This is a genomic window from Amycolatopsis sp. NPDC039088, from assembly GCF_055598845.1.
In genome coordinates this window covers 45,947-66,129 of sequence record NZ_JBVKAE010000014.1, presented here as the reverse complement: position 1 = coordinate 66,129, position 20,183 = coordinate 45,947, and the positions used below count along the sequence as shown (strand labels likewise).

Sequence of the window (20,183 nt, the reverse complement as noted above, 5' to 3'; positions counted from 1 at the left end):
TCACAGTTGTTCCAAACGCGTACGCAGAGCGTCGGCCTCCGGGCGTCCAAGTCCGACGAAAATCGGCAGGGCCTGGTCGTAGTGGCGCCGGGCTTCCTCGGGTTCCCCCTGTGCCTCGGCGATCTCGCCGAACGCCGAAAGCACCCTGGCCACCTCGAACCTCGACCCGCTGGCCTCCATCGTGGCGCGGGCGGTTTCGAGTTCGGCCCGTGCGGCCGAGAGCTCCCCGGTGGCCGTGAGGACGCGGCCGAGTTCGATCCTGGCGCGGGCCACGTTGTAGTCGTCGCCGTCGAGGATGTCGCGAGCGCGGGTGAGGTCGGCGATCGCGGCTTCGGCCTGTCCGGCCTTGGCGCGGGTCGCGCCGAGGTTGATCAGCGCCAGCCCGATGTCGTGCGGACGCTCCTGCCGTTCACTGAGCGCGAGGTCCTCGGTGAACCACTCGATCGCGTCGTCGAGCCTGCCCTGCTGCAGAGCGACCAGGCCGAGCCCCTCCACCGACCGGATCTCGACGACGTGGTCGCCCGCCGCCCGCGCGGCGTCGCGTCCGGCCAGGTAGTGCCGGACGGCGTCGTCGTAGCGGCCGGTGCCGCGGCAAGCGGCGCCGCCGCGGTTGCGCATCAACGCCTCCGCGGAGGTGTTGCCCCACGCCTTGGCGCAGTCGACACCGAGCTCACTCACCCGCAGGAAGTCCGGGTAGTGCTTGCGCAGCAGGAAAAGCGGCCACATCGCGGCGGCGAGCTGCCAGCCGAGCTCCGGAAGCTGCGCGTCGAGTGCCGTCTTGACCGCGGCGATGAGGTTCTCGCGTTCCAGCTCCAGCCACGCGAGCGCCTCTTCGGAGGACTCGAACCTGACCCGCGTCGCCGGACGGTACTCGTAGTCGTACGGGATCTCGTCCTGGTCGGGCGTGGTCAGGCTCGCGGTCGCGGAAGCCGCGTACAGGTACCACTCGAGCATGCGGCGCACGGCGATCTCGCGGTCGTGCTCGTTGCCCGCCGTCTTCTCCTTGGCGTGCAGCCGCGCGAGGTCGTGGAAGGTGTACCGGTCATCGCCGCGGTCGATCAGCAATCCGACGTCGACGAGCTGGTCCAGCAGATCGTCGGCGACCTCGGGGCGGATGCCGATCGAAGCGGCCGCGACCCCGACGCCGAAGTCGGGGCCGGGGTGCAGGCCGAGCGCCGAGTACAGCGCGGCCGCGTCGGAGGGGAGCTCGTCATAGGACAGGTTGAAGCTGGCTTCCACCGATTGGGCCTCTTTCGTCGAGAGCGTAGCCAGTCGACGATATTCCTTCCCCAGCTCGGTGGCGATCTTCTCCAACGACATTTTCGGCCGTCCGGCCAGCTTCGCGCTGATCGTGGTGAGGGCGATCGGCAGACCGCCGCACAGGTTGACGATGTCGCGCGCGTGGCCTGCTTCGGCACCGACCCGCTCGGCGCCGACCGCGCGGTCCAGCAGTTCGGCGCTGTGCGCGGAGCCGAAGGGGGCCAGCTCGATCAGCTTCGCGCGATGTTCGGTCTGGAGCCTGCCCAGCCGGCGCCTCGAAGTCACGATCACGAGGCTTTCCCCGCAGGACGGCAGCAGCGGCAGCACCTGATCGGTCGACCCCGCGTTGTCGAGCAGCAGAAGCAAGGGCCGGTCGGCGGTCGTCGTGCGGTAGAGAGCGGCGAGTTCCTCGACGTCCGAAGGCAGCCCTTCCGGCGGAACGCCCAGCGCGCGAAGGAACCGGCCGAGCGCTTCACTCGCGGAGAGCGGGCCGTTGGTGCTGAACCCGCCGAGATCCGCCCAGAGGTGCCCGTCCGGGAACCGGTCACCGAGGCGGCGGCCCCACGCGGTGGCCAACGCCGTCTTCCCGATCCCGCCCTGGCCGCTGATCAGGTGCACCGCCGGCCGGTCGACGTCGGTATCGGCCTGTGTCAGCAGCTTTTCGAGCAGCGTGAGTTCGGCCGTGCGGTTGGTGAAATGCGCCGGTACGGGCGGAAGCTGACGTGGACCGGAACTCACCTGCCTGGTGAGCGGGGCCGCCGAACGCTGGCGCGGTACTCGCGGCGTGCCTGCTTCGACGGCTTCACTGTCACCCGGCAACGGGCTGCCCATCCACTATCCCCTCTTCGGGTTAACCCCAGCGATCGCGTAGAGCATCCCGGCGAAGGTCCGAAGAGGACAGCGAAACCGGCCAAATGCGGCCGGATGGAGCAAGGTGTGTAACAGCTAGCCGGTCGGCACCACCGGCGTGGGTAAGGCCTCTTGCGACGAAGTGCAATTGAGCGCATTCATGAGCTACGCTCGACATGTCGGATCGGCTTGCCGGTGCGGCAACGAGAAGGTCCTACTACTCGTTGAGAGCGTGTCGTCGCGGACGTCGCGCGAGTCGCAAGGCCAGGTGACCTGGGGCATGACCGGGAGCCTGGCCTTACGCATGTCCAGTGCTGGTCAGGTCGGCATATCGATCCGGACCTCATGCACGCAGCCGCTGAGCGGCTGAAAGAACGCGTCATTGCCGACAATCCGAGCCCGGACCGCCCCGGCCACGACGTCGGAGATCCACAGCAGAGGCTCATCCTTGCCGAAGCGGTGTTCGATCCGGAACGCTGCCCCCTTGGGCAGGTGCAGTCGCGCGTACCGGACGCTGTCGACGTCGCGCTTGTTCAGGTCGGCTTGCCGGGCTTCGGCGACGAGAGTGTCGACGCCGACGTCGTGCAGTTCGACGACCAGTCGCTGCAGACACAGCGCGCGACCACGCTCCTGTCTCTTCGGCCGCACTGGGGTGCCGACAGTGACCACGTGCAGTTCATCGAGATCGGCGACGCGCTTGGCGACGTCGAGCTTCTCCTGGTGATCCATCGGATACCAGTGCAGCTTGCTGCTACGACGGCCGCCACGAACGTCCAGCATCACCTGGCGCAGCTCGGCGTGCCGAGCGATCGGCAACACCGCGGCCGCGAGTACGTAGAAGCCTCCGGAAGGGTCTTCGTGGAACGACTCGTCGGCGAAGGCCTGCGGCGGGGACATTCAGCAAGCGTAGGCGGCGCCCCTGACAGCACCTTTCAGCGACGCGGACGTGTTCGTCTTCCGCTGTCTTCTTCGCCCGGGAACAGCTAGCCGGTCGGCACCACCGGCGCGCGAGTGAGGACGACGGCGAAACCGAACGCCAGCCCCATCACGGTCAGCTCCAGTGTCGCCCAGGCGGCCAGCGCCGTCCGGTCGTGCCGGATGATCCGCGGCATCAGTTTCCACCGCGTGTAGGCGCCGAGTCCCGCGATCACGCCGGTACACGACAGCTTGAGCAGCACCAATTGCCCGTACGGCGTGGTGAACAAGCCTTCCCAGAAGCCGAGCGACGGGTTGAGCGTGATCTCGATCAGCCCGTTGAACAGTCCGGTCGCCGCGCCGAGGACCAGGCACAGCGTCGCCAGTTTGGAAAACCGCGGCAGCGCGTGCGCCAGCAGCGTCCGGTTCCCGATGAGCAGCACCGTCATCGCGCCGAGTCCGCCGGTCCAGGCGACGGCGCTCATCACGTGCAGTTCCATCGAGATCATCGTGTAGTCGTGGTAGTTCCAGTTCGACGCGTGCCCGGTGACCGGCAGTGGAAGCAGCGCGAACAGCCCGAGTCCGACGCGGACCTCGGCGGGCACCTTCTCGCCGTGCTTCAGCGCCAGGATCCCGAGTCCCGCGTGCAGCAGCGCCAGTACCGCGACGATCAGCAGCGCCTTCCCGGCGCCGACGTCGGCGATGTAGCTCCCGACGTCCGACATCGACAGCGTGCTGGAGCCGGGCCGGTACTCGGCGGTCTGCAGGATCAGCGCGACGAGCGCGGTGGTCGCCCAGACCAGCGCGGCCGCGACGCTCGCCGGCCGCGCGACCCGCATGATCGGCTCGGAGAGCTTCGGCCGGTCGTAACCGACCAGCACCGAAAGCAGCGCCAGCCCGATGGTGGCGACCGCCGAGATGTCCAGCAGTACCCGCACGATCGGGATGGAGACCGAGACCACCTCGCTGACCTGCGCGACCCCGGGCACCGGGGCGGTCGCCGTCAGCGCGACGCCGATCAGGACGCCGACCATCGCCGCCGCCACCACACAGAACAGGACGGCGACGCGGGCGCGTGAGGTGGTCTCGGCCTGTGTCATGACCCGCTCTTCTCCTTGTCACCGGCGCCGGTGCGCAACGCGACGGTCAGCCCGACGGCGAGCAGAACGACGGCACCCGCGATCCACACCCAGATCGGTACCCCGGACGAGCCTTCGCCGCCGGTCGCCGGTGTGTTCGCCGATTCGCCGCCGCCGCTCTTGGCGGCGTCGACGGACGCCGGTGTCCCGGTGCCCGCGGTGGTGACGGTGAACGGCACCTCGCCGGTCACGGCGTGCCCGTCCGCGGAGAGGATCCGGTAGCCGATCTTGTACTCGCCCGCCGGGCCGAGCGGCCGCAGCGGCACGGTCACGACACTGTCGCGGACCTCGACCTGTCCTTCGGCCCACTGGCCGCCGCCCGGTCCGATGACCGCGATCTGGTTGACGTTCGCGTTCTGGACGTATTGGTCGAACGTGAGCGTGACCTTCGCCGGTCCGGTGGCGAGCGAAGCGCCCTTCGCCGGGTCGGACGAGATCAGCACGTTGTGCGCCAGCGCCGGGGTGGCGGTGGCGAGCCACGCCACCCCGGTGATCGCCAGCGCGATGAGCGCCTTACGCATTTACTTGGTTCCCTCGGTGTTCTTGGTGGCGGCGGCCGTGGTGGCGCGGCGCGCGCGCAGGGTGGCGCCGACGCCGACCCCGAGTCCGAGGGCGCCGACGACCAGACCGGCGCCGCCCAGCCAGCGGGCGGTGTCGTCGGACGACGAAGCGTGCGATTCCTCGGAGGCCTTCGCGTCGGAGCCGTGGCCGCCGCCGTGTCCGTCGCCGCTCTTCTCGGCGAGTTTCACGCTCGGCGCGGGGTGCTCCGGCTCTTCACCCGAAGCCGGGGTCGGCTGGTCCCAGTTGACGACCTTGCCGTTCTCGTACGTCTGGGTGGCCGGGAACTCCAGCGCGTCGACGGTGGTCGGGAACTGGCCCGCGCTGATCTGGAACTCCTGGAATTCGGCCGAACCGGCGGCGATCTTGGTGCCGGGCTCCGCGGTCCAGGAGACCTTGGTGACGGCCTCGGTGATCTGCGTGCCGGACGCGGTGGTCACCGGGGCGGGCAGCTTCGACTTGACGACCTCGGCCTTCCAGCCGGGGATCGGCTTGGTGCGCACCGAACTGAGCGCGTACTCGGGCTTGACGGCGACCTCGACCTTGATCGTGCCGGCGTCCTTCTCCTCGTTGGGTACGCGGAAGAAGATCGACCCGTAGCCGCCCTTTTCGGGCTGGGGGCCGTAGACGTTGGCGGTGACGTGGGCCGAAGCGATCCCGGCCGAGAGCAGACCGGTGATGCCGATGGTGGCGGCCAGGACACCGGCGCGCTTGAAGACGTGCTTGGACACGAAAACTCCTGGACGTGACTGGGAAGGCGGGTTCGGGGACCTCGCCGGAGTACGGGGGATGAAGTGAGGTTTCAGGAGAAGAGCGGCGGGCCGCGTCTGCCGTGCACCCGGCGAAGGTCCACGCGGACGAGGTGACCCGGTCCCGCCGGACGGGCGAGCACCGGCGCCGTCGGCCGGGCGGGCACCGGAAGCGCGTTGAGGATGAAGGGGACCAGCGCGCGCAGGCAGGCGAGGACGCCGAGCAGCAGTCCATCGGCCTTGGCCAGCAGCAACGCGGTGACCAGTGTCGCCACGACGTGGGCCGCGGTCATCGCGAACCCGCCCGAAAGGGGTGTGGGTTCGCTGTGCGGTTCGTGACTGCTCAGCGAACTGAGCACGAGATGCATCACGACCTGACCGGCGCCGAGATCGACGATCGTGGCCAGCGGCCCGCGAGCCTTCGCGGCGAGCGCGGCGGCGTTCCAGCCGATGAGCACGGTGAGCAACAACGTCATCGCCGTATCGGGGAGATCGCCGTCCCCGATCATGTGAGCGGTCACGGCCAGCGCCGCGGAACTGACGCCGAGCAACCCACCGCGTACAGCACGTAACGCGCTTCGGTGATGGCTGCCTTTACTCACGGGTGAAGAGTATTCGACGTACCGCTGGGTGGTCGATCTCCTCCCGGCTGTTGAGCAGTGGGAAAGACGCTGGCCGCGCGGCGCGTGCGTTTGCCCATTCACGCCGAGTGGGGAAGGTTTACAGGACAAAAGGCGGTAAACAGGGGTTTGGCCGCACACTTTTTGGGTAGTCAGGCTCCCGATACAGCTACTCCGAATGGGTGAGGACTCTCACTCAGAGGCGGCGGGAGAACCAGCACGCGATGAATCTCTTCGAGTACATCTCGGATCGGTGGGACAGAGTCGCCCTCCAAGGGCTTCTCCACGTCAGCGCGGTCGTGCAGTGCACGATCCTGGCCGCCGTGCTCGGCGTGCTGATCGGCGTCGCCGTCTATCGCAGCCCGCTCGGGTCCGCGGTGGCCACGGCGTTGGCGAGCACGATCCTCACCGTCCCCTCCTTCGCGCTCTTGGGCCTCCTCATCCCCGTCTTCGGCCTCGGCGCGAACACCACCGTCATCGCCCTCGTGCTCTACGCGCTGCTGCCGATCGTGCGGAACACGATCGTCGGGCTCGGTGGGGTCGATCCGGCGGTCAGCGACGCGGCGCGCGGTATCGGCATGAGCCGGTTCGGCGTGCTGACCAGGGTGGAGCTGCGGCTCGCCTGGCCCGCCATCCTCGCCGGGATGCGGGTCGCGACGCAGATGCTCATGGGCATCGCGGTCATCGCGGCCTACGCGAAGGGCCCGGGCCTCGGCTCGGAGGTCTTCTCCGGGCTCACGAACGCGGGGAGCACGAACTCCCTCAATCAGGCATTGACCGGGACGCTCGGCGTGGTCGTCCTCGCGCTGGTCCTCGACGCCGTTTACGTCCTGATCAACCGTTTGACCGTCTCAAGGGGTGTCCGTGGCTGAACACGCTGAAACCGTATCCGGTGTCGAAATCCAGCTGGAGAACGTCAGCAAGCGTTACCCCGGCACCCGCGAACCGGCGGTCGACGACTTCTCGATGGTGGTGCCCGCCGGCAAGATCGTGGTCTTCGTCGGCCCGTCCGGCTGCGGCAAGACCACGACCATGCGGATGATCAACCGGCTGATCGAGCCGACGTCCGGCCGGATCACCATCGGCGGCGACGACGCGCTGAAACTCGACGTCGACACCCTGCGCCGACGCATCGGCTACGCGATCCAGCAGGCCGGGCTGTTCCCGCATTTCACCGTCGCGCAGAACATCGCGGTGGTGCCGGGGCTGCTCGGCTGGGACAAGAAGAAGGTCAACGACCGGGTCGAGGAGATGATGGACCTGGTCGGGCTCGACCCGATCGACTTCCGCGACCGCTTCCCGCGTCAGCTGTCCGGTGGGCAGCAGCAGCGGGTCGGGGTGGCGCGGGCGCTCGCGGCGGATCCGCCGGTGCTGCTGATGGACGAACCGTTCGGCGCGGTCGACCCGATCACGCGTGGCAACCTGCAGGACGAACTACTGCGGCTGCAGACCGAGCTGAAGAAGACGATCGTCTTCGTCACCCACGACTTCGACGAGGCCGTGAAGCTCGGCGACAAGATCGCGGTGCTCGGCAACCAGTCGAAGATCCTCCAGTACGACACCCCGGACGCGATCCTCGCGAACCCGGCGGACGACACGGTCGCCGGGTTCGTCGGCGCCGGTGCCTCACTGAAGCAGCTGACACTGCTGCGGGTCCGCGACGTCGAGCTGAAGCAGGACGCGCTGACGGCGACCGTCAGCGAATCGCCGTCGGACGTGCGCGAGAAGCTGACCAAGCAGCGCAAGCATTTCGTGCTGGTGCTCGATCAGCGCCGTCGGCCGATGCGGTGGGTCCACGTGCGGGAACTGACCGCGGGCACGTCGCTGGCCACCGCCGGCAAACCGCTGCGTGACTCGGTCAGCCTCCAGTCGACGCTGCAGGACGCGCTCGAAGCGATGCTCGCCGAGGGCGGCAGCGTCCCGGTCACGGGCGCGCGCGGTGAGTACGCCGGGACGATCGAGCTCGACACCGTCATCGCGACGATCCAGCAACTGCGCGAGGAGCACGCGGACGACAACCCGGCGGAAGGTGTGACCGCATGACGGCCGTCGATACCGGGTTCTCCACCGAATCCTCGTCAAGAAGGGCCGAGCGGGTCCGGCTGTTCGCCCAGCCCGCGGCGGTGCTGCTGATCGTCGCCGGGGTGCTGATCTGGGTCTTCGCCGGCGACCTGACCGCGACGGAGAAGGAGACGCTCAACGCCGCCGGGTTGCTCGCCGCGCTGCGCGACCACCTGGCGATGACCATCGTGGTGACCGCGATCGTGGTCGCCGTCGCGGTGCCGCTCGGCGTGCTGGTGACCCGGCCATGGGCGAAGTGGGCGGCGCCGGTGTTCCTGGCGGTCGCGAACATCGGCCAGGCCGCGCCCGCGCTCGGTGTGCTGGTGCTGTGGTTCATCGTCACCGGCGCGACCGGTGGGCTGTGGGTCGCGGCGCTGCCGCTGGCGTTCTATTCGCTGCTTCCGGTGCTGCGGAACACGATGGTCGGCCTGCAGCAGATCGACCCCGCCCTGATCGACGCCGGCCGCGGCATCGGCATGTCGGCGTCCGGCGTGCTGTGGCGGGTCGAATTCCCGCTGGCCATCCCGCTGATCCTGGCGGGCCTGCGGACGTCGCTGGTGCTGGCGGTCGGCACGGCGACGTTCGGCATGTTCGTCAACGCCGGCGGTTTCGGCCTGCTCATCGACACCGGCTACAAGCTCAACCTGACGAAGGTGCTGATCACCGGTTCGGTGCTCGCCGTCGCGCTGGCGCTGCTGGTGGACTGGCTCGGCGCGGTCGCGGAACAGTTCTTCGGACCGAAGGGACTGCGCTGACATGCGAGTGAAAGCCATTCTTGGCGCGATCCTGTTGTGCGGCACGCTTTCCGCGTGCGGACTCGAGGTCAACACCGCGCTGCCGTACAAGATCGAACCCGGTTCCATCCAGCCCATCGAGTCGCTCAAGGGTGTCGAGGTGACGGTGGGGTCCAAGGACTTCACCGAGAACATCATCCTCGGCTACATGGCCGAAATGGCGCTTTCCGCGGCGGGCGCGGACGTCGTCGACCTGACCGATATCAAGGGCTCGAACTCGTCGCGGCAGGCGTTGCTCGCCGGGCAGACCGACGTCACCTGGGAGTACACCGGCACCGGCTGGATCAACTACCAGGGCAACGAACTCCCCGTCCCCGGCGGGGAACAGGCCCAGTACGAAGCCACGAAGGCGGCCGACGAGGCGAAGTACGGCGTCACCTGGCTGAACTACTCGCCGCTCAACGACCAGTACGCCTTCGCGGTCACCGAGGCCTACGGCGCGGCGAACAACCTGAAGACGACGTCGGATCTGGCGGAGTTCCTGAAGCGGAAGCCCGACCAGAACGTGTTCTGCCTGGAGACCGAATTCACCAGCCGCCAGGACGGTTTCCCCGCCGCCGTGCGGGCCTACGGATTCCAGAACCCGGTGATCAAGAACTTCGGCATCGGCACGATCTACTCGGCCGTGGCGAGCGGGACCTGCCCGATCGGCGAGATCTTCACGACCGACGGCCGCATCGCCGGACTCAACCTGCGCGTCCTCGAAGACGACAAGAAAGCGTTCCCGCAGTACAACGCCGTGCCGACGCTGCGGACGGACTTCCTCAAGCAGCACCCGGAACTGCGCGGCCCGCTCGACGCCGTCAGCGCGGCCCTCGACAACGAGCAGATGATCGAACTGTGCAAGCAGGTCGACGTCGACGGCCGTGACCAGGGCGAAGTCGCCTACGAGTGGATGAAGAAGAAGGGATTTATCAAGTAGCCCGCTTCTCCCTCGCGACGTGTCATAAGGGGTCCCCATAGGACGGAATTCGTCCCATGGGGACCCCTTATGGCATCCGTCAGGTCTCCGCCGACGCGAGGCTCAGATCCCCAGGCGGTGCAGCAGCTTCCCCTCCAGCTGGTCCAGCTCCCCGGCGACAGCCCGATGCGCCGCCTTGCGCCGCGCGGCGGGCATCCGCTCCGCGGCACGGACGGTCGCCGAAAGCTGCTCCAGCGTTCCTTGGGTGTCCTTCGCGAAGCTCACGTCGGCGTCGGTCGCCTTCGCGGACTTCTTCAGCTCCGCGAGCCCCTGCGTCAGTCCCGCGATCCGCGCGTGCAACGCGGCACCGCGTCCGCTGAACTCGCTGAGCTGGTCGACGGCGACGCCGAGCTTCTTCGCCTGATAACGGTCGTACAGCTCTCGCGCGGCACCCGCCGCTCGAACGGCGTACGGCGCGATCACCGGCAGTACGGCCGGTCCGAGCACTTTGGCCACCGCGACGGCGTTTTTCGCCTTCTTCGGGGTGAACCTGCCTTCGCCCTCGATGGCTTTGGCCTTGCGCGCCATGGCACCTCCCACGCTGTGTCACAGACGAACTTACTGGTCCCCGAAGTGGCGGGCATGTCGGCTTGCCGGTCGCCTTCTAGAGTGTTGTCTGTGAGTAACGAGGTGCTACTGGACGCGGGAGCGGTGAGCCGCTGCCGGCGTCGCGTGCACCTTGAACACGATCCGGCGATGCGCGAGGTTCCGCTCGCCCCACCCGACCCCGCCGCGCAGCAGCGGATCGCCGACGCGTCAGCCCATCGCGAGGCCATTGTCCAGCGCTTGATGGACGCGACCGGCCCGGACGGGGGCTGGGTCAAGATCGCCCGAGACCTCCCTGCCGCCGAACGCGTGCAGCTCACCGAAGATGCCCTCGCCGCCGAAGCGCGCTACATCTGGGGTGCGTTGCTGCCGGTGGATCGCGCGGGTCACCGGCGTGGCGGCTCCGAGCTCCTGGTCCACACGGGCGCCGGGTATGTGCCGGTGCTGGTCGTACGGCATCGCATCACCGATCGCGGCGCGGGTGCGCCGACCACGGTGATGACCGACCTCGATCCGGCGAACCGGCTGCCCGATCCGGCGCGAAAGGTTCGCTCGCAACCGCGGGACCAGATGCGGCTCGCGCACCTCTACCGGATGCTCGAAGCGCTCGGGAAGCACGAAGGGCACCGCGCGATCGGTGGCGTCATCGGTCTCGACGCGGACGTCGTCGTCTGGCACGACCTGTCCGCGGGCACCTGGCCGGGCGGCCGAAGCGCGCTGACGGAGTACCAGAGCCGCTTCGCCGACAGGCTCGCCATCGCGACCGCGGCAGCCGAAGGCGAAGAACCGCTCGCCGAACCGTCACGTGTCCTCGAATGCCGTCGCTGTCCCTGGTGGCCGACGTGCGAGGTCGTGCTCACCGAAACCCGCGACGTCAGCCTGGTCGTCCGCGGCGAGGACGCGATGGAACTGCGCCGCGCCGGAGTGTCCACAGTGGACAAGCTGGCGGCGCTCGATCCGGCCGACGAGCCGCCGCCGATGAACTGGACCGGCGGCACCTTCGCCGACGCGATCATCCTTGCGCGCGCCTGGCTCGCCGATCTCACGATGGTGCGCAAGGTCGACCGCATCGAGGTCTCCCGCGGCGACGTCGAGGTGGACGTCGACATGGAGAGCTTCGGTGATTCCGGCGCGTATCTGTGGGGCTCGCTGCTGTCCGGCGCCGACATCGGGATGGAGCAGGGCTACCGGGCCTTCGCGACCTGGGAGCCGCTGCCGACCGCGGACGAGGCCCGGTCGTTCGCCGAATTCTGGGCCTGGTTCAAGGAAGTCCGGGAGCGCACCCTCGCGGCCGGGCTGACCTTCCGCGCCTACTGCTACAACGCGCTCGCCGAGAACCGCTGGCTCTTCGGCTCCGTGGAACGGTTCGGCGATTACCCGGGCGTTCCCACGAAGGCCGAGATCGCGTCCTTTGTGGACTCCGAAGAATGGATCGACCTCTTCCGCAGCGTCACCGACCAGTTCCTGTGCTCGCACGGCAAGGGGCTCAAGGTGATCGCCCCGGTCGCCGGTTTCGCCTGGCGCGATCCGGAAGCGGGCGGCGAGGCGTCGATGAGCTGGTATCGCGACGCCGTCGGCATGGACGGCGGTGTCCCGGACGATGTCCAGCGTGAGCGCCTGCTGCGTTACAACGAGGACGACGTGCTGGCCACGCACGCGCTGCGCAACTGGATGACCGACCACGCGCAGACGTCCGTGCCGTACATGAACGACCTCTGATCTCTCAGCGACTAAGAGACTTGCGATCAAGCCCGCTTCTGCGGATACTCGTAGACGAGTACTCGTAAACGAGGAGGCGACTTGAAGCGGCGGAAGGTCGGGAATCTGCTCGCGCTGGCGATCCTGTCGACGCTGAACGAGCGGCCGATGCATCCGTACGAAATGGCCTCGGTCCTGAAGAGTCGCGGCAAGGACCGCGATATGGGGATCAAATGGGGCTCGTTCTACACCGTCGTCGGCAACCTGCGGAAACACGGCTTCATCGAAGCCGTCGAGAGCGGCCGCGACGGTGCCCTCCCCGAGCGCACGGTGTACCGGATCACCGACGCCGGCCGTGACGAAATGCTCGACTGGCTGCGCGAGCTGCTCGGCGAACTCGCGCCGGAGGAGCCGAAGTTCGTCGCCGGTCTGTCGGTGTTGGGCTGGCTCGGCCCGGACGAGGTGATCGCCCTGTTCCGCACCCGGCTGGCCGCACTGGACGAAGACATCGCCTCGACCCGGGCCGAACTGACGCGGCTCCTCGAGGAGATTCCGCGGCTCGTGCTGCTCGAGGTCGAGTACCACTTGGCGATGCGCGTCGCGGAAGCCGAGTGGGTCCGCACGATCCTCGGAGAACTGACCTCCGGCTCGATGCCCGGACTCGCCGAATGGCGGGCCCTGTTGGCCGAAAGGGGGAGTACCCGCAGTTGAAAGAGCCCCGGCGAGGTGTTGCAGCACCCCGCCGGGGCGACGATCCCGCAACCGGAACCCGGCCACGAGAAGGCATCTTGAGGATAGCCGGGCTCCGGGCGAACAACCTGGAGAGACCATGTCGAACATCAAGGACAGGAAGCGGTTCAAGCTCATCCCGGAGATGGGCGGCGCGCTGGCCCGGAACTACGCCCGGCAGCGCGGCACCGAACCGCAGATCGAACTCTGGCGGAAGCAGGCCCGCGAACTCACCGCGGACCTGCCGGAAGGCGCGAAGATCCTCGAAGTCGCCTTCGGCCCCGGCTACTTCGCCGTCGAACTGGCGCGGCTGGGGTTCACCGTCACCGGACTGGACGTCGCGCCGACGTTCGTCGAGATCGCGAGTGAGTACGCGCGGACTCAAGGCGTCGAGGTCGAGCTTCGCGAGGGGGACGTTTCACGGATGCCGTTCGACGACGAGTCGTTCGACTTCGTCGTCTGCCAGGCCGCGTTCAAGAACTTCGTGTGGCCGGTGAAGGCACTCGACGAGATGCACCGTGTGCTGCGTCCTGGTGGCACCGCCGTGGTGCAGGACATGAACCGGGACGCGACCGATGGTGACATCGCGGCCGAGGTGGAGGGCATGAAGCTCGGGAAACTGGCCGCTTTGACGACCCGGCAGACACTCGGTCAGCTGCGGCGGCGTGCCTACACGCCGGTCGACTTCAGCGGGCTTGTCGCCGAAACCGCGTTCCGGACGTGCGACGTCGTCACCGCCGGTATCGGCCTGGAAGTCCGTCTCACCCGCCCCTGACGCGCTATGAAAGGTCCTTTCCTTGCAAAATTTGCGAGGAAAGGACCTTTCCTCTCACGCGGGTGCGGCTCAGCGAGGAGCCATGCGCAGCGAGCCGTCCATCCGGACGACCTCGCCGTTCAGGTAGTCGTGGTCGATCAGCGACAGCGCGAGCTGCGCGTACTCGTCCGGCCGCGCGAGCCGCTTCGGGAACGGAACGCCCTCGGCCAGCGAAGCGCGGAACTCGTCGCTCACCGTCGCCAGCATGGGGGTGTCGACGATGCCCGGCGCGATGGTCAGCACCCGGATCCCGTGCGACGCGAGGTCACGGGCGGCGGGCAGGGTCATCCCGACGATTCCGCCCTTGGACGACGAGTACGCCACCTGCCCGATCTGACCGTCGAAGGCCGCGATCGACGCGGTGTTGATGATCACGCCACGCGCGTTGTCGGCGAGCGGTTCCGTCTTCGCGATGGCTTCGGCGGCCAGCGTCAGCACGTTGAAGGAGCCGATCAGGTTGATCTGGACGACCTTCGCGTACAGGGCGAGGTCGTGCGGGCCCTTCTTCGAAAGGATGCGGGCGGACGGCCCGATCCCGGCGCAGTTCACCACGGTCCGCAGCGGCACCCCGGACTCGGCGGCGGTCGCGACGGCGGTCCGCACCTGCTCCGGATCGGTCACGTCGGCCTCGACGTAGGTGATGCCCTCGACCTGCTCGGCGTTGGCGATGGCACCGGCGAGGTCCAGCGCGAAGACCCGAGCGCCCTTCGCCGCGAGCGCCTTCGCGGTCGCACCGCCGAGCCCGGACGCGCCACCCGTGACGAGCGCCGCGGTATCGGTGATCTGCATGTTCTCCCTTTCGTCGACAACCGGGTCTAGGTTAACGCTCGTTCGCATCGGTGCGGTGGGTGTGCTGGCTCACGTCGGTGCGAAGCATGTCGTGAGGAGTATTCGGGCCTGAAGCGTTCCGTTCGCTTCCAGGTCAACTCCGGCTGTCACCTTCAGCAGCATGAGCACTGCTCGGATCGTGGTGGTGGGGACCGGTTACGTCGGATTGACCACGGGGGCCTGCTTGGCCGGCCTGGGGCATCGAGTCACTTGTGTCGATGTCGACCAGGCGAAGGTCGCAAGGCTCTCCGCCGGACGGGTGGACATCCTGGAGCCGGGATTGTCCGAGCTGGTGTCGAGGGGGCTGACCAGCGGAAGACTCACTTTCGTGGTCGGCGCGCGCGACGCGGTTCGCGACGCGGAGGCCGTTTTCCTTTGTGTGCCGACACCGATGGGGGCTGGCGGGTCGGCGGACCTGCGTGCGGTCGAAGCGGTGACCAACGAGATCGGCGACGTCATCCCTCCGGGTTGTGCGCTGATCACCAAATCCACCGTTCCGGTGGGCACGTCGAAGCGCATCCAAGCGATGCTCGGCCGCACGGACGTGCCGGTCGTGTCGAATCCGGAGTTCTTGCGCGAGGGCACCGCGGTCGAGGACTTCCTCGGCCCGGACCGGATCGTCGTCGGCTCCGACGACGTCGCGGCCGCCCGCTGGGTCGGCGAGCTCTACGCCGATCTGGCCGCCCCGGTCGTCGTCGCCGACGCGGCCAGCGCGGAACTGGTGAAGTACGCGGCGAACTGCTTTCTCGCGATGAAACTGTCCTATGTGAACTCCATCGCCGAACTGTGCGAACGCCTCGGCGCGGACATCGACCTCGTCACCGAAGGAATGGGCTACGACCGGCGTATCGGCCGTTCGTTCCTGAAGCCCGGCCCGGGCTGGGGCGGTTCCTGCCTGCCGAAGGACACCAGCGCGCTGGTCAAGGTCGCCGAATCCGTGCAGTACGACTTCACGTTGCTGACCTCGGCGATCGAGGAGAACATCGCGCAGCGGGACCGGATCGTCGCGAAGATCGCCGGCGCCGTCGGCGGCACGCTGGCCGGTTCGCGGATCGGCATCCTCGGCCTGGCGTTCAAGGCCGGAACGAACGACCTGCGCGACTCACCCGCCCTCGCGGTCGCATCCGTGCTGGGCGCGCTCGGCGCGGAACTGACCGCTTACGACCCGGCCGTCGGCGGCCAGCTCGCCGGGATGACCGTGGTCGACGACCCGTACCAGGTCGCGAAGGCGGCCGACGCCGTCGTCGTGCTGACGGAATGGGACGAGTTCAAACGGCTCGACTGGCACTACATGGCCGAGCAGATGGACGGTGACTCGGTCGTCGACACACGCAATCTCCTGGACCCGCAACAGATTCTTGACGCGGGCCTTTCGTGGCAGGGCGTCGGACGGCCTCGGGCAGCGCTGCGGCGGAAGGTCGCCGTCTCCTGACCCGGCTGGACCTTTCATTGCACGAGGGAGACCAGCTTCATCAGCCCGTCCACGACCTCCTCGGCCGTCGGAGCGTTCTCCGGGTCGAGCATGTGTTGCAGCATCACGCCCGAGTTCAGCGCCGTGGCCACCGCTCCGATACGGCGCTCGTCCGCCTCGGTGAGGTTGTCCTCGTCGATCCCCAGCACTCCCGCCGCCATCCCACGACGACCCTCGCGCTGCGCCGCGGCGAGTTGTTTTCGCAGCTCAGGGTGATGCTCGGACTGCACGAACGCCTCGATCGAGGCAAGCCACAGCTGCCGGTTGCGCCCGTACGAGTCGATCATCGCCCGCCACGAGGCGCGGTACTGCTCGGACGGCGACGCCCCCGGGTCGATGGCGCTCCGCATCTCCCGCTGGACTTCCTTGCCCCACTCGTCCATTGCCTCGGAGAACGCCGTCAGCAGCAGAGTTTCCCGGGATCCGAAGTGGTAACCGATCGCCGCGTGGCTGACCCCGGCCGCCGCCGCGATGTCCCGCACCGTCGTCCGTGACCAGCCCTTTTCCTTCAAGCACTGGATGGCGCCCGCCATCAGGTCCTCGCGATTACCCATGCCCGAGATCCTAGACCACGCGGTTTATCCAAACGGTTTAACCATATGGCTTGACCAAGCGTGCAAATCTGCCGTACGGTCGTTCCCATCGCCGAGAACACCGAGGAGCAGCCATGACGACCACCGTTCTGATCTCCGGCGCCGGCATCGCGGGTCCGGCCCTCGCCTTCTGGTTGCGGGAGCGCGGTTTCGCGCCGACCGTCGTCGAACGCGCCCCGGCCCTGCGCGAAGGCGGCAGCGCGGTCGACTTCCGCGGCGAGCAGATGACCCTGCTGAAGCGCATGGGGATCCTCGAAGACGTTCGCGCGAAGGAAACCGCGATGGGCGCGCAGGTCATCGTCGACCCGCGAGGCAAGAAGGTCGCGCAGATGCCGTCGGTCTTCTTCAGCGGCGAAGTCGAGATCGAACGCGGAGACCTGACGCGCATCCTCTACGACCACACGAAAGACGACGTCGAGTACGTCTTCGGCGACTGGATCACCGGGCTCGACGAACTCGCGGACGGTATCGACGTCAGCTTCGCCCATGGCGAGTCGCGTAGATTCGACCTCGTCGTCGGCGCGGACGGGCTGCACTCGGGGGTCAGACGGCTGGTCTTCGGCGAAGAAGAGCGGTTCCGCACGGATCTCGGCTTTCACACCGCGGGCTTCACCGCGCCCAACCACCTCGACCTCGACCACCTCGGCCAGATCTGCAGCGTCCCCGGCCGGACGGTGATGGTCGCCAGCGGCCGCGACCGCTCGGCGCTCAACGTCAGCTTCGTCTTCGCGTCGGGACCGTTGGAGGTCCACCGCCGCGACGTCGAGGGGCAGAAGAAGGTCCTCGCCGAGCGCTACGCCGACTTCGGCTGGGAAGTTCCGGCACTGCTGGAAGGCCTCGGCGACGTCGACGCGCTGTATTTCGATTCGCTCAGCCAGATCCACCTCGACAAGTGGTCACAGGGCCGGGTCGTGTTGCTCGGCGACGCCGCCTGGTGCGCGGGTCCTGGCGGTTCGGGAACCGGGCTCGCGATGATGGGCGCGTACGTCCTGGCGGGTGAACTCGCCGCCGCGCGTGGAGACCACGAGGTCGCCTTCGCGCGCTATGAGGAGAAGCTTCGAGGTCCGGTGAAGGTCTCGCAGAAGCAGGCGGCCGGGATCGGCACGTTCCTCGCGCCGAAGACGCGGTTCATGGTCGGCTACCGGAACTTCCTGTACCGAGTGCTGGGCTCGCGGCCGATGACCAAGGTGTTCACGTGGCTGACTTCGCGCGCGGCCAACGCGACGACGCTGGAAAACTATGACGTCCCGGTCGTCGCGGGATAGTTTCGGTGAGTGAGGGATTTTCGGAGGGCTTGTCACGAGGCGGCCAGGCTCGTCTCACAGATCCTTCCCGGCACCAAGGTGCTCAGCCGAGCCGAACTCGGAGGTCCTCTCGCCTTGGAGAAATGGCCCGGTATGTCGCAGCGCGAGGTGAATTGCTGGAAGCCGAAGAACCTTGGTGAAGCCTCTTCAACTACTGGGACTGAAAAAGTAGTTAGCAAAGCGTAGTATCGGCCGGGTGTTCACGACCAGGCCGGAACTGGCCGGCACCCACGGCATGGTGGCATCGACGCACTGGCTGGCTTCGGCCACCGGCATGGCGGTGCTCGAAAACGGCGGCAACGCCTTCGACGCGGCGGTAGCGGCCGGGTTCGTCCTGCAGATCGCCGAGCCGCATCTGTGCGGCCCGGCGGGGCAGGTCCCCGGCATCTTCGTCACCGCCGCCGATCGAACCCCGCGAGTCCTCGCGGGTCAGGGCGTCTCGCCCGCGGCAGCGACGCCGGAGCGTTTCGCGGACCTCGGGCTCGACCTGATCCCCGGCAGCGGTCTGCTTCCCGCGACCGTGCCGGGGGCGTGGGACGGCTGGCTGCTGCTCCTCCGGGATCACGGCACGAAGTCGTTGCGCGACGTGCTCGGTTACGCGATTTCCTATGCGCGCGACGGAATTCCGCTGGTCAGCCGGGTCGGCGAAACGATCCGCGCGGTGCAGGACCTGTTCACCGAGCATTGGCCGACGTCGGCGGCGCTGTGGCTCGCCGACGGCAAGCCCGTCGAGGGCCTGCATCGCAATCCGGCGCTCGCGGACACCTGGGAGCGGTTGCTCGCCGAGGCCGAGTCCGTCAGCGGCCGCGAGGCGCAGATCGACGCCGGACGGCGCGCCTGGTCGCAGGGCTTCGTCGCCGAGGCGATCGAGAAGTTCAGCCGCAAGGCCTTCCGCGATGACTCCGGCCGTGACCACGCCGGACTCCTCACCGGTGAGGACATCGCGAGCTGGGAAGCGACGTACGAAGACGCGCTGCAGGTCGACTTCGGTGACTGGGGCCTGGTGAAGATGGGCGCTTGGACCCAGGGGCCCGCCTTGCTGCAGCAGGCACGGTTGCTGGACGGCCTGCGCGATGAACTGTCCTATGTGGATGGAATCCCGACCGAACGCACGGTGCATTTGGCCGTCGAAGCGGCGAAACTGGCATTCGCCGATCGCGAGGCCTGGTACGGGGATTCGCCTGATGTGCCGATCGAGCTGCTGATTTCCCGTGAATACGCGGAAGCCCGCCGCGCCTTGATCACCGAAGAAGCATCAGCCGAACTCCGGCCGGGCGGCCCCTCGCCGCGGCTGCCCGCGATCCTCGAAAAGCTGCGCGGTCTCGAATCCGGTTCGGGCGCGACGGGGGAGCCGACGGTCGGGCCGCTGGGCGAGACCCGTGGCGACACCGTGCACATCGACGTCGTCGACGCGGCCGGGAACATGATCTCGGTGACGCCGTCGGGTGGCTGGCTGCAGTCGAGCCCGACGATTCCCGAACTCGGGTTCTGCCTCGACTCGCGTGGGCAGATGTTCTGGCTTGAGCAAGGTTTGCCGAACTCGCTGGCGCCGCGGAAACGGCCGCGGATCACACTTTCGCCGTCGATGGGCCTGCGCGACGGCGAGCCGGTGCTGGCGTTCGGGACGCCCGGCGGCGACCAGCAGGACCAGTGGCAGCTGTGTTTCTGGCTGGCGCACACGCTCGGCGGGCTGAACCTGCAGGAGTCGATCGATTCGCCCGCGTGGCATACGACGGCGTTCCCGAGTTCGTTCTATCCGCGTTCGTGGACGCCGCGGGAACTCGTGGTCGAATCGCGACTCGGCCAGTCCACAATGGACGCTCTGGCCGCGCGCGGGCACGCCGTGGTCGATGCCGGACCTTGGGCGCTGGGGCGGCTTTCGGCCGTGTCGCGTTCCGGCGGAGTCCTGCGCGCCGCCGCGAACGCGCGGGGAATGCAGGGCTACGCCGCCGGCCGCTGACGCCCACTGTGCCATGCCGTGAAGGCCTCCTTCCCTACCTTCAGGGTCAGGGTCCCGGCGAAGTCGCATAAGTGCTGGTCGGCTGCACCTCTATAGCGGGACAAGACGAACGCGTCGTGGTGGACACGGCGGGAGTGGGCCCACGCAAGGGGGCTCACCCGGGTCCGGACTGTCCATAAGGGCCACTTTTCGAGACAGAACTGCCCGATTTAGGCATCTTGCACGGTTTCGCGAGGGGGTCGTGGGGGGGGGGTTGTTTTTTTTCCCCACCCCCCCCCCCCAAACACGGTAAAAGGGGTGGTTTTTTGTTGCTGGAGGGGCGGCGAGTGTGGTC

19 protein-coding genes are annotated in these 20,183 nt (G+C 68.0%); 10 read left to right on the top strand and 9 right to left on the bottom strand.

Features of this window, described 5'->3' with window-relative positions:
- The 6 genes from ACZ7KI_RS19525 to ACZ7KI_RS19500 form a co-directional block, all read right to left on the bottom strand.
- Positions 1-2,091: an ATP-binding protein gene (locus ACZ7KI_RS19525; RefSeq protein ID WP_470274522.1), complete on the bottom strand. Its 2,091-nt coding sequence runs from the start codon at positions 2,089-2,091 to the stop codon at positions 1-3.
- A gap of 336 nt (positions 2,092-2,427) precedes the next feature.
- Complete coding sequence (locus tag ACZ7KI_RS19520; RefSeq protein WP_470274521.1) at positions 2,428-3,006, bottom strand: hypothetical protein; 579 nt, start codon at positions 3,004-3,006, stop codon at positions 2,428-2,430.
- Between the two features lie 86 nt (positions 3,007-3,092).
- A complete protein-coding gene (locus ACZ7KI_RS19515; protein WP_470274520.1) occupies positions 3,093-4,124 on the bottom strand; it encodes a copper resistance D family protein in 1,032 nt (343 codons plus the stop codon).
- Complete coding sequence (locus ACZ7KI_RS19510) at positions 4,121-4,684, bottom strand: copper resistance CopC family protein (RefSeq protein WP_470274519.1); 564 nt, start codon at positions 4,682-4,684, stop codon at positions 4,121-4,123. The genes ACZ7KI_RS19515 and ACZ7KI_RS19510 overlap by 4 nt, the downstream gene beginning before the upstream one ends.
- Positions 4,685-5,452 (bottom strand): YcnI family copper-binding membrane protein, encoded by a 768-nt coding sequence (locus tag ACZ7KI_RS19505; protein WP_470274518.1) that lies wholly within the window; start codon positions 5,450-5,452, stop codon positions 4,685-4,687. It lies immediately after the preceding gene.
- 71 nt (positions 5,453-5,523) lie between these two features.
- Positions 5,524-6,021 carry a hypothetical protein gene (locus tag ACZ7KI_RS19500; RefSeq protein WP_470274636.1) on the bottom strand — a complete coding sequence of 166 codons (498 nt, stop codon included), beginning with the start codon at positions 6,019-6,021 and terminating at the stop codon, positions 5,524-5,526.
- A 293-nt stretch (positions 6,022-6,314) separates the two neighbouring features.
- Here ACZ7KI_RS19500 and ACZ7KI_RS19495 point away from each other — a divergent pair, with 293 nt between their 5' ends.
- From ACZ7KI_RS19495 to ACZ7KI_RS19480, 4 genes are read left to right on the top strand one after another with little or no spacing between them, the layout of a single operon-like run.
- Entirely contained in the window at positions 6,315-6,962 is a 648-nt protein-coding gene (locus tag ACZ7KI_RS19495) for an ABC transporter permease (protein WP_470274635.1), read from the top strand.
- Entirely contained in the window at positions 6,949-8,133 is a 1,185-nt protein-coding gene (locus ACZ7KI_RS19490; RefSeq protein ID WP_470274517.1) for an ABC transporter ATP-binding protein, read from the top strand. Before ACZ7KI_RS19495 ends, ACZ7KI_RS19490 begins: the two co-directional genes overlap by 14 nt.
- Positions 8,130-8,906, top strand: a complete 777-nt coding sequence (locus ACZ7KI_RS19485) for an ABC transporter permease (protein WP_470274516.1) — start codon at positions 8,130-8,132, stop codon at positions 8,904-8,906. The genes ACZ7KI_RS19490 and ACZ7KI_RS19485 overlap by 4 nt, the downstream gene beginning before the upstream one ends.
- A gap of 1 nt (position 8,907) precedes the next feature.
- Positions 8,908-9,867 carry a glycine betaine ABC transporter substrate-binding protein gene (locus tag ACZ7KI_RS19480; protein ID WP_470274515.1) on the top strand — a complete coding sequence of 320 codons (960 nt, stop codon included), beginning with the start codon at positions 8,908-8,910 and terminating at the stop codon, positions 9,865-9,867.
- Between the two features lie 102 nt (positions 9,868-9,969).
- Here the strand turns inward: ACZ7KI_RS19480 and ACZ7KI_RS19475 are convergent, their stop codons facing one another.
- The gene (locus ACZ7KI_RS19475; protein ID WP_470221629.1) at positions 9,970-10,434 is read right to left on the bottom strand and encodes a DUF6474 family protein; all 465 of its coding nucleotides are present in this window, start codon (positions 10,432-10,434) and stop codon (positions 9,970-9,972) included.
- A gap of 54 nt (positions 10,435-10,488) precedes the next feature.
- Here ACZ7KI_RS19475 and ACZ7KI_RS19470 point away from each other — a divergent pair, with 54 nt between their 5' ends.
- The 3 genes from ACZ7KI_RS19470 (at position 10,489) to ACZ7KI_RS19460 (ending at position 13,654) form a co-directional block, all read left to right on the top strand.
- Positions 10,489-12,171, top strand: a complete 1,683-nt coding sequence (locus ACZ7KI_RS19470; RefSeq protein WP_470274634.1) for a TM0106 family RecB-like putative nuclease — start codon at positions 10,489-10,491, stop codon at positions 12,169-12,171.
- Between the two features lie 81 nt (positions 12,172-12,252).
- Positions 12,253-12,861 (top strand): PadR family transcriptional regulator, encoded by a 609-nt coding sequence (locus ACZ7KI_RS19465; protein WP_470274514.1) that lies wholly within the window; start codon positions 12,253-12,255, stop codon positions 12,859-12,861.
- 118 nt (positions 12,862-12,979) lie between these two features.
- Positions 12,980-13,654 carry a class I SAM-dependent methyltransferase gene (locus ACZ7KI_RS19460; protein WP_470274513.1) on the top strand — a complete coding sequence of 225 codons (675 nt, stop codon included), beginning with the start codon at positions 12,980-12,982 and terminating at the stop codon, positions 13,652-13,654.
- Positions 13,655-13,723: 69 nt separating this feature from the next.
- Here the strand turns inward: ACZ7KI_RS19460 and ACZ7KI_RS19455 are convergent, their stop codons facing one another.
- Positions 13,724-14,482, bottom strand: a complete 759-nt coding sequence (locus ACZ7KI_RS19455; protein WP_470274512.1) for an SDR family NAD(P)-dependent oxidoreductase — start codon at positions 14,480-14,482, stop codon at positions 13,724-13,726.
- 160 nt (positions 14,483-14,642) lie between these two features.
- Here ACZ7KI_RS19455 and ACZ7KI_RS19450 point away from each other — a divergent pair, with 160 nt between their 5' ends.
- The gene (locus tag ACZ7KI_RS19450; RefSeq protein ID WP_470274511.1) at positions 14,643-15,953 is read left to right on the top strand and encodes a UDP-glucose dehydrogenase family protein; all 1,311 of its coding nucleotides are present in this window, start codon (positions 14,643-14,645) and stop codon (positions 15,951-15,953) included.
- A 14-nt stretch (positions 15,954-15,967) separates the two neighbouring features.
- Here ACZ7KI_RS19450 and ACZ7KI_RS19445 read toward each other — a convergent pair whose 3' ends face one another.
- Entirely contained in the window at positions 15,968-16,546 is a 579-nt protein-coding gene (locus tag ACZ7KI_RS19445) for a TetR/AcrR family transcriptional regulator (RefSeq protein WP_470274510.1), read from the bottom strand.
- Between the two features lie 113 nt (positions 16,547-16,659).
- Here ACZ7KI_RS19445 and ACZ7KI_RS19440 point away from each other — a divergent pair, with 113 nt between their 5' ends.
- Positions 16,660-17,850: an FAD-dependent monooxygenase gene (locus ACZ7KI_RS19440; RefSeq protein WP_470274509.1), complete on the top strand. Its 1,191-nt coding sequence runs from the start codon at positions 16,660-16,662 to the stop codon at positions 17,848-17,850.
- 235 nt (positions 17,851-18,085) lie between these two features.
- Positions 18,086-19,849 (top strand): gamma-glutamyltransferase family protein, encoded by a 1,764-nt coding sequence (locus ACZ7KI_RS19435; RefSeq protein ID WP_470274508.1) that lies wholly within the window; start codon positions 18,086-18,088, stop codon positions 19,847-19,849.
- Positions 19,850-20,183 lie beyond the last annotated feature (334 nt).

Excerpts from the sequence above, each read along its gene's own strand:
- ACZ7KI_RS19525 (WP_470274522.1), bottom strand. The coding sequence starts at position 2,091 with ATGGGCAGCCCGTTGCCGGGTGACAGTGAAGCCGTCGAAGCAGGCACG.
- ACZ7KI_RS19515 (WP_470274520.1), bottom strand. The coding sequence starts at position 4,124 with ATGACACAGGCCGAGACCACCTCACGCGCCCGCGTCGCCGTCCTGTTC.
- ACZ7KI_RS19475 (WP_470221629.1), bottom strand. The coding sequence starts at position 10,434 with ATGGCGCGCAAGGCCAAAGCCATCGAGGGCGAAGGCAGGTTCACCCCG.
- ACZ7KI_RS19495 (WP_470274635.1), top strand. The coding sequence starts at position 6,315 with ATGAATCTCTTCGAGTACATCTCGGATCGGTGGGACAGAGTCGCCCTC.
- ACZ7KI_RS19450 (WP_470274511.1), top strand. The coding sequence starts at position 14,643 with ATGAGCACTGCTCGGATCGTGGTGGTGGGGACCGGTTACGTCGGATTG.
- ACZ7KI_RS19520 (WP_470274521.1), bottom strand. The coding sequence starts at position 3,006 with ATGTCCCCGCCGCAGGCCTTCGCCGACGAGTCGTTCCACGAAGACCCT.
- ACZ7KI_RS19470 (WP_470274634.1), top strand. The coding sequence starts at position 10,489 with ATGTCGGCTTGCCGGTCGCCTTCTAGAGTGTTGTCTGTGAGTAACGAG.
- ACZ7KI_RS19510 (WP_470274519.1), bottom strand. The coding sequence starts at position 4,684 with ATGCGTAAGGCGCTCATCGCGCTGGCGATCACCGGGGTGGCGTGGCTC.
- ACZ7KI_RS19460 (WP_470274513.1), top strand. The coding sequence starts at position 12,980 with ATGTCGAACATCAAGGACAGGAAGCGGTTCAAGCTCATCCCGGAGATG.
- ACZ7KI_RS19485 (WP_470274516.1), top strand. The coding sequence starts at position 8,130 with ATGACGGCCGTCGATACCGGGTTCTCCACCGAATCCTCGTCAAGAAGG.
- ACZ7KI_RS19440 (WP_470274509.1), top strand. The coding sequence starts at position 16,660 with ATGACGACCACCGTTCTGATCTCCGGCGCCGGCATCGCGGGTCCGGCC.
- ACZ7KI_RS19455 (WP_470274512.1), bottom strand. The coding sequence starts at position 14,482 with ATGCAGATCACCGATACCGCGGCGCTCGTCACGGGTGGCGCGTCCGGG.
- ACZ7KI_RS19445 (WP_470274510.1), bottom strand. The coding sequence starts at position 16,546 with ATGGGTAATCGCGAGGACCTGATGGCGGGCGCCATCCAGTGCTTGAAG.
- ACZ7KI_RS19480 (WP_470274515.1), top strand. The coding sequence starts at position 8,908 with ATGCGAGTGAAAGCCATTCTTGGCGCGATCCTGTTGTGCGGCACGCTT.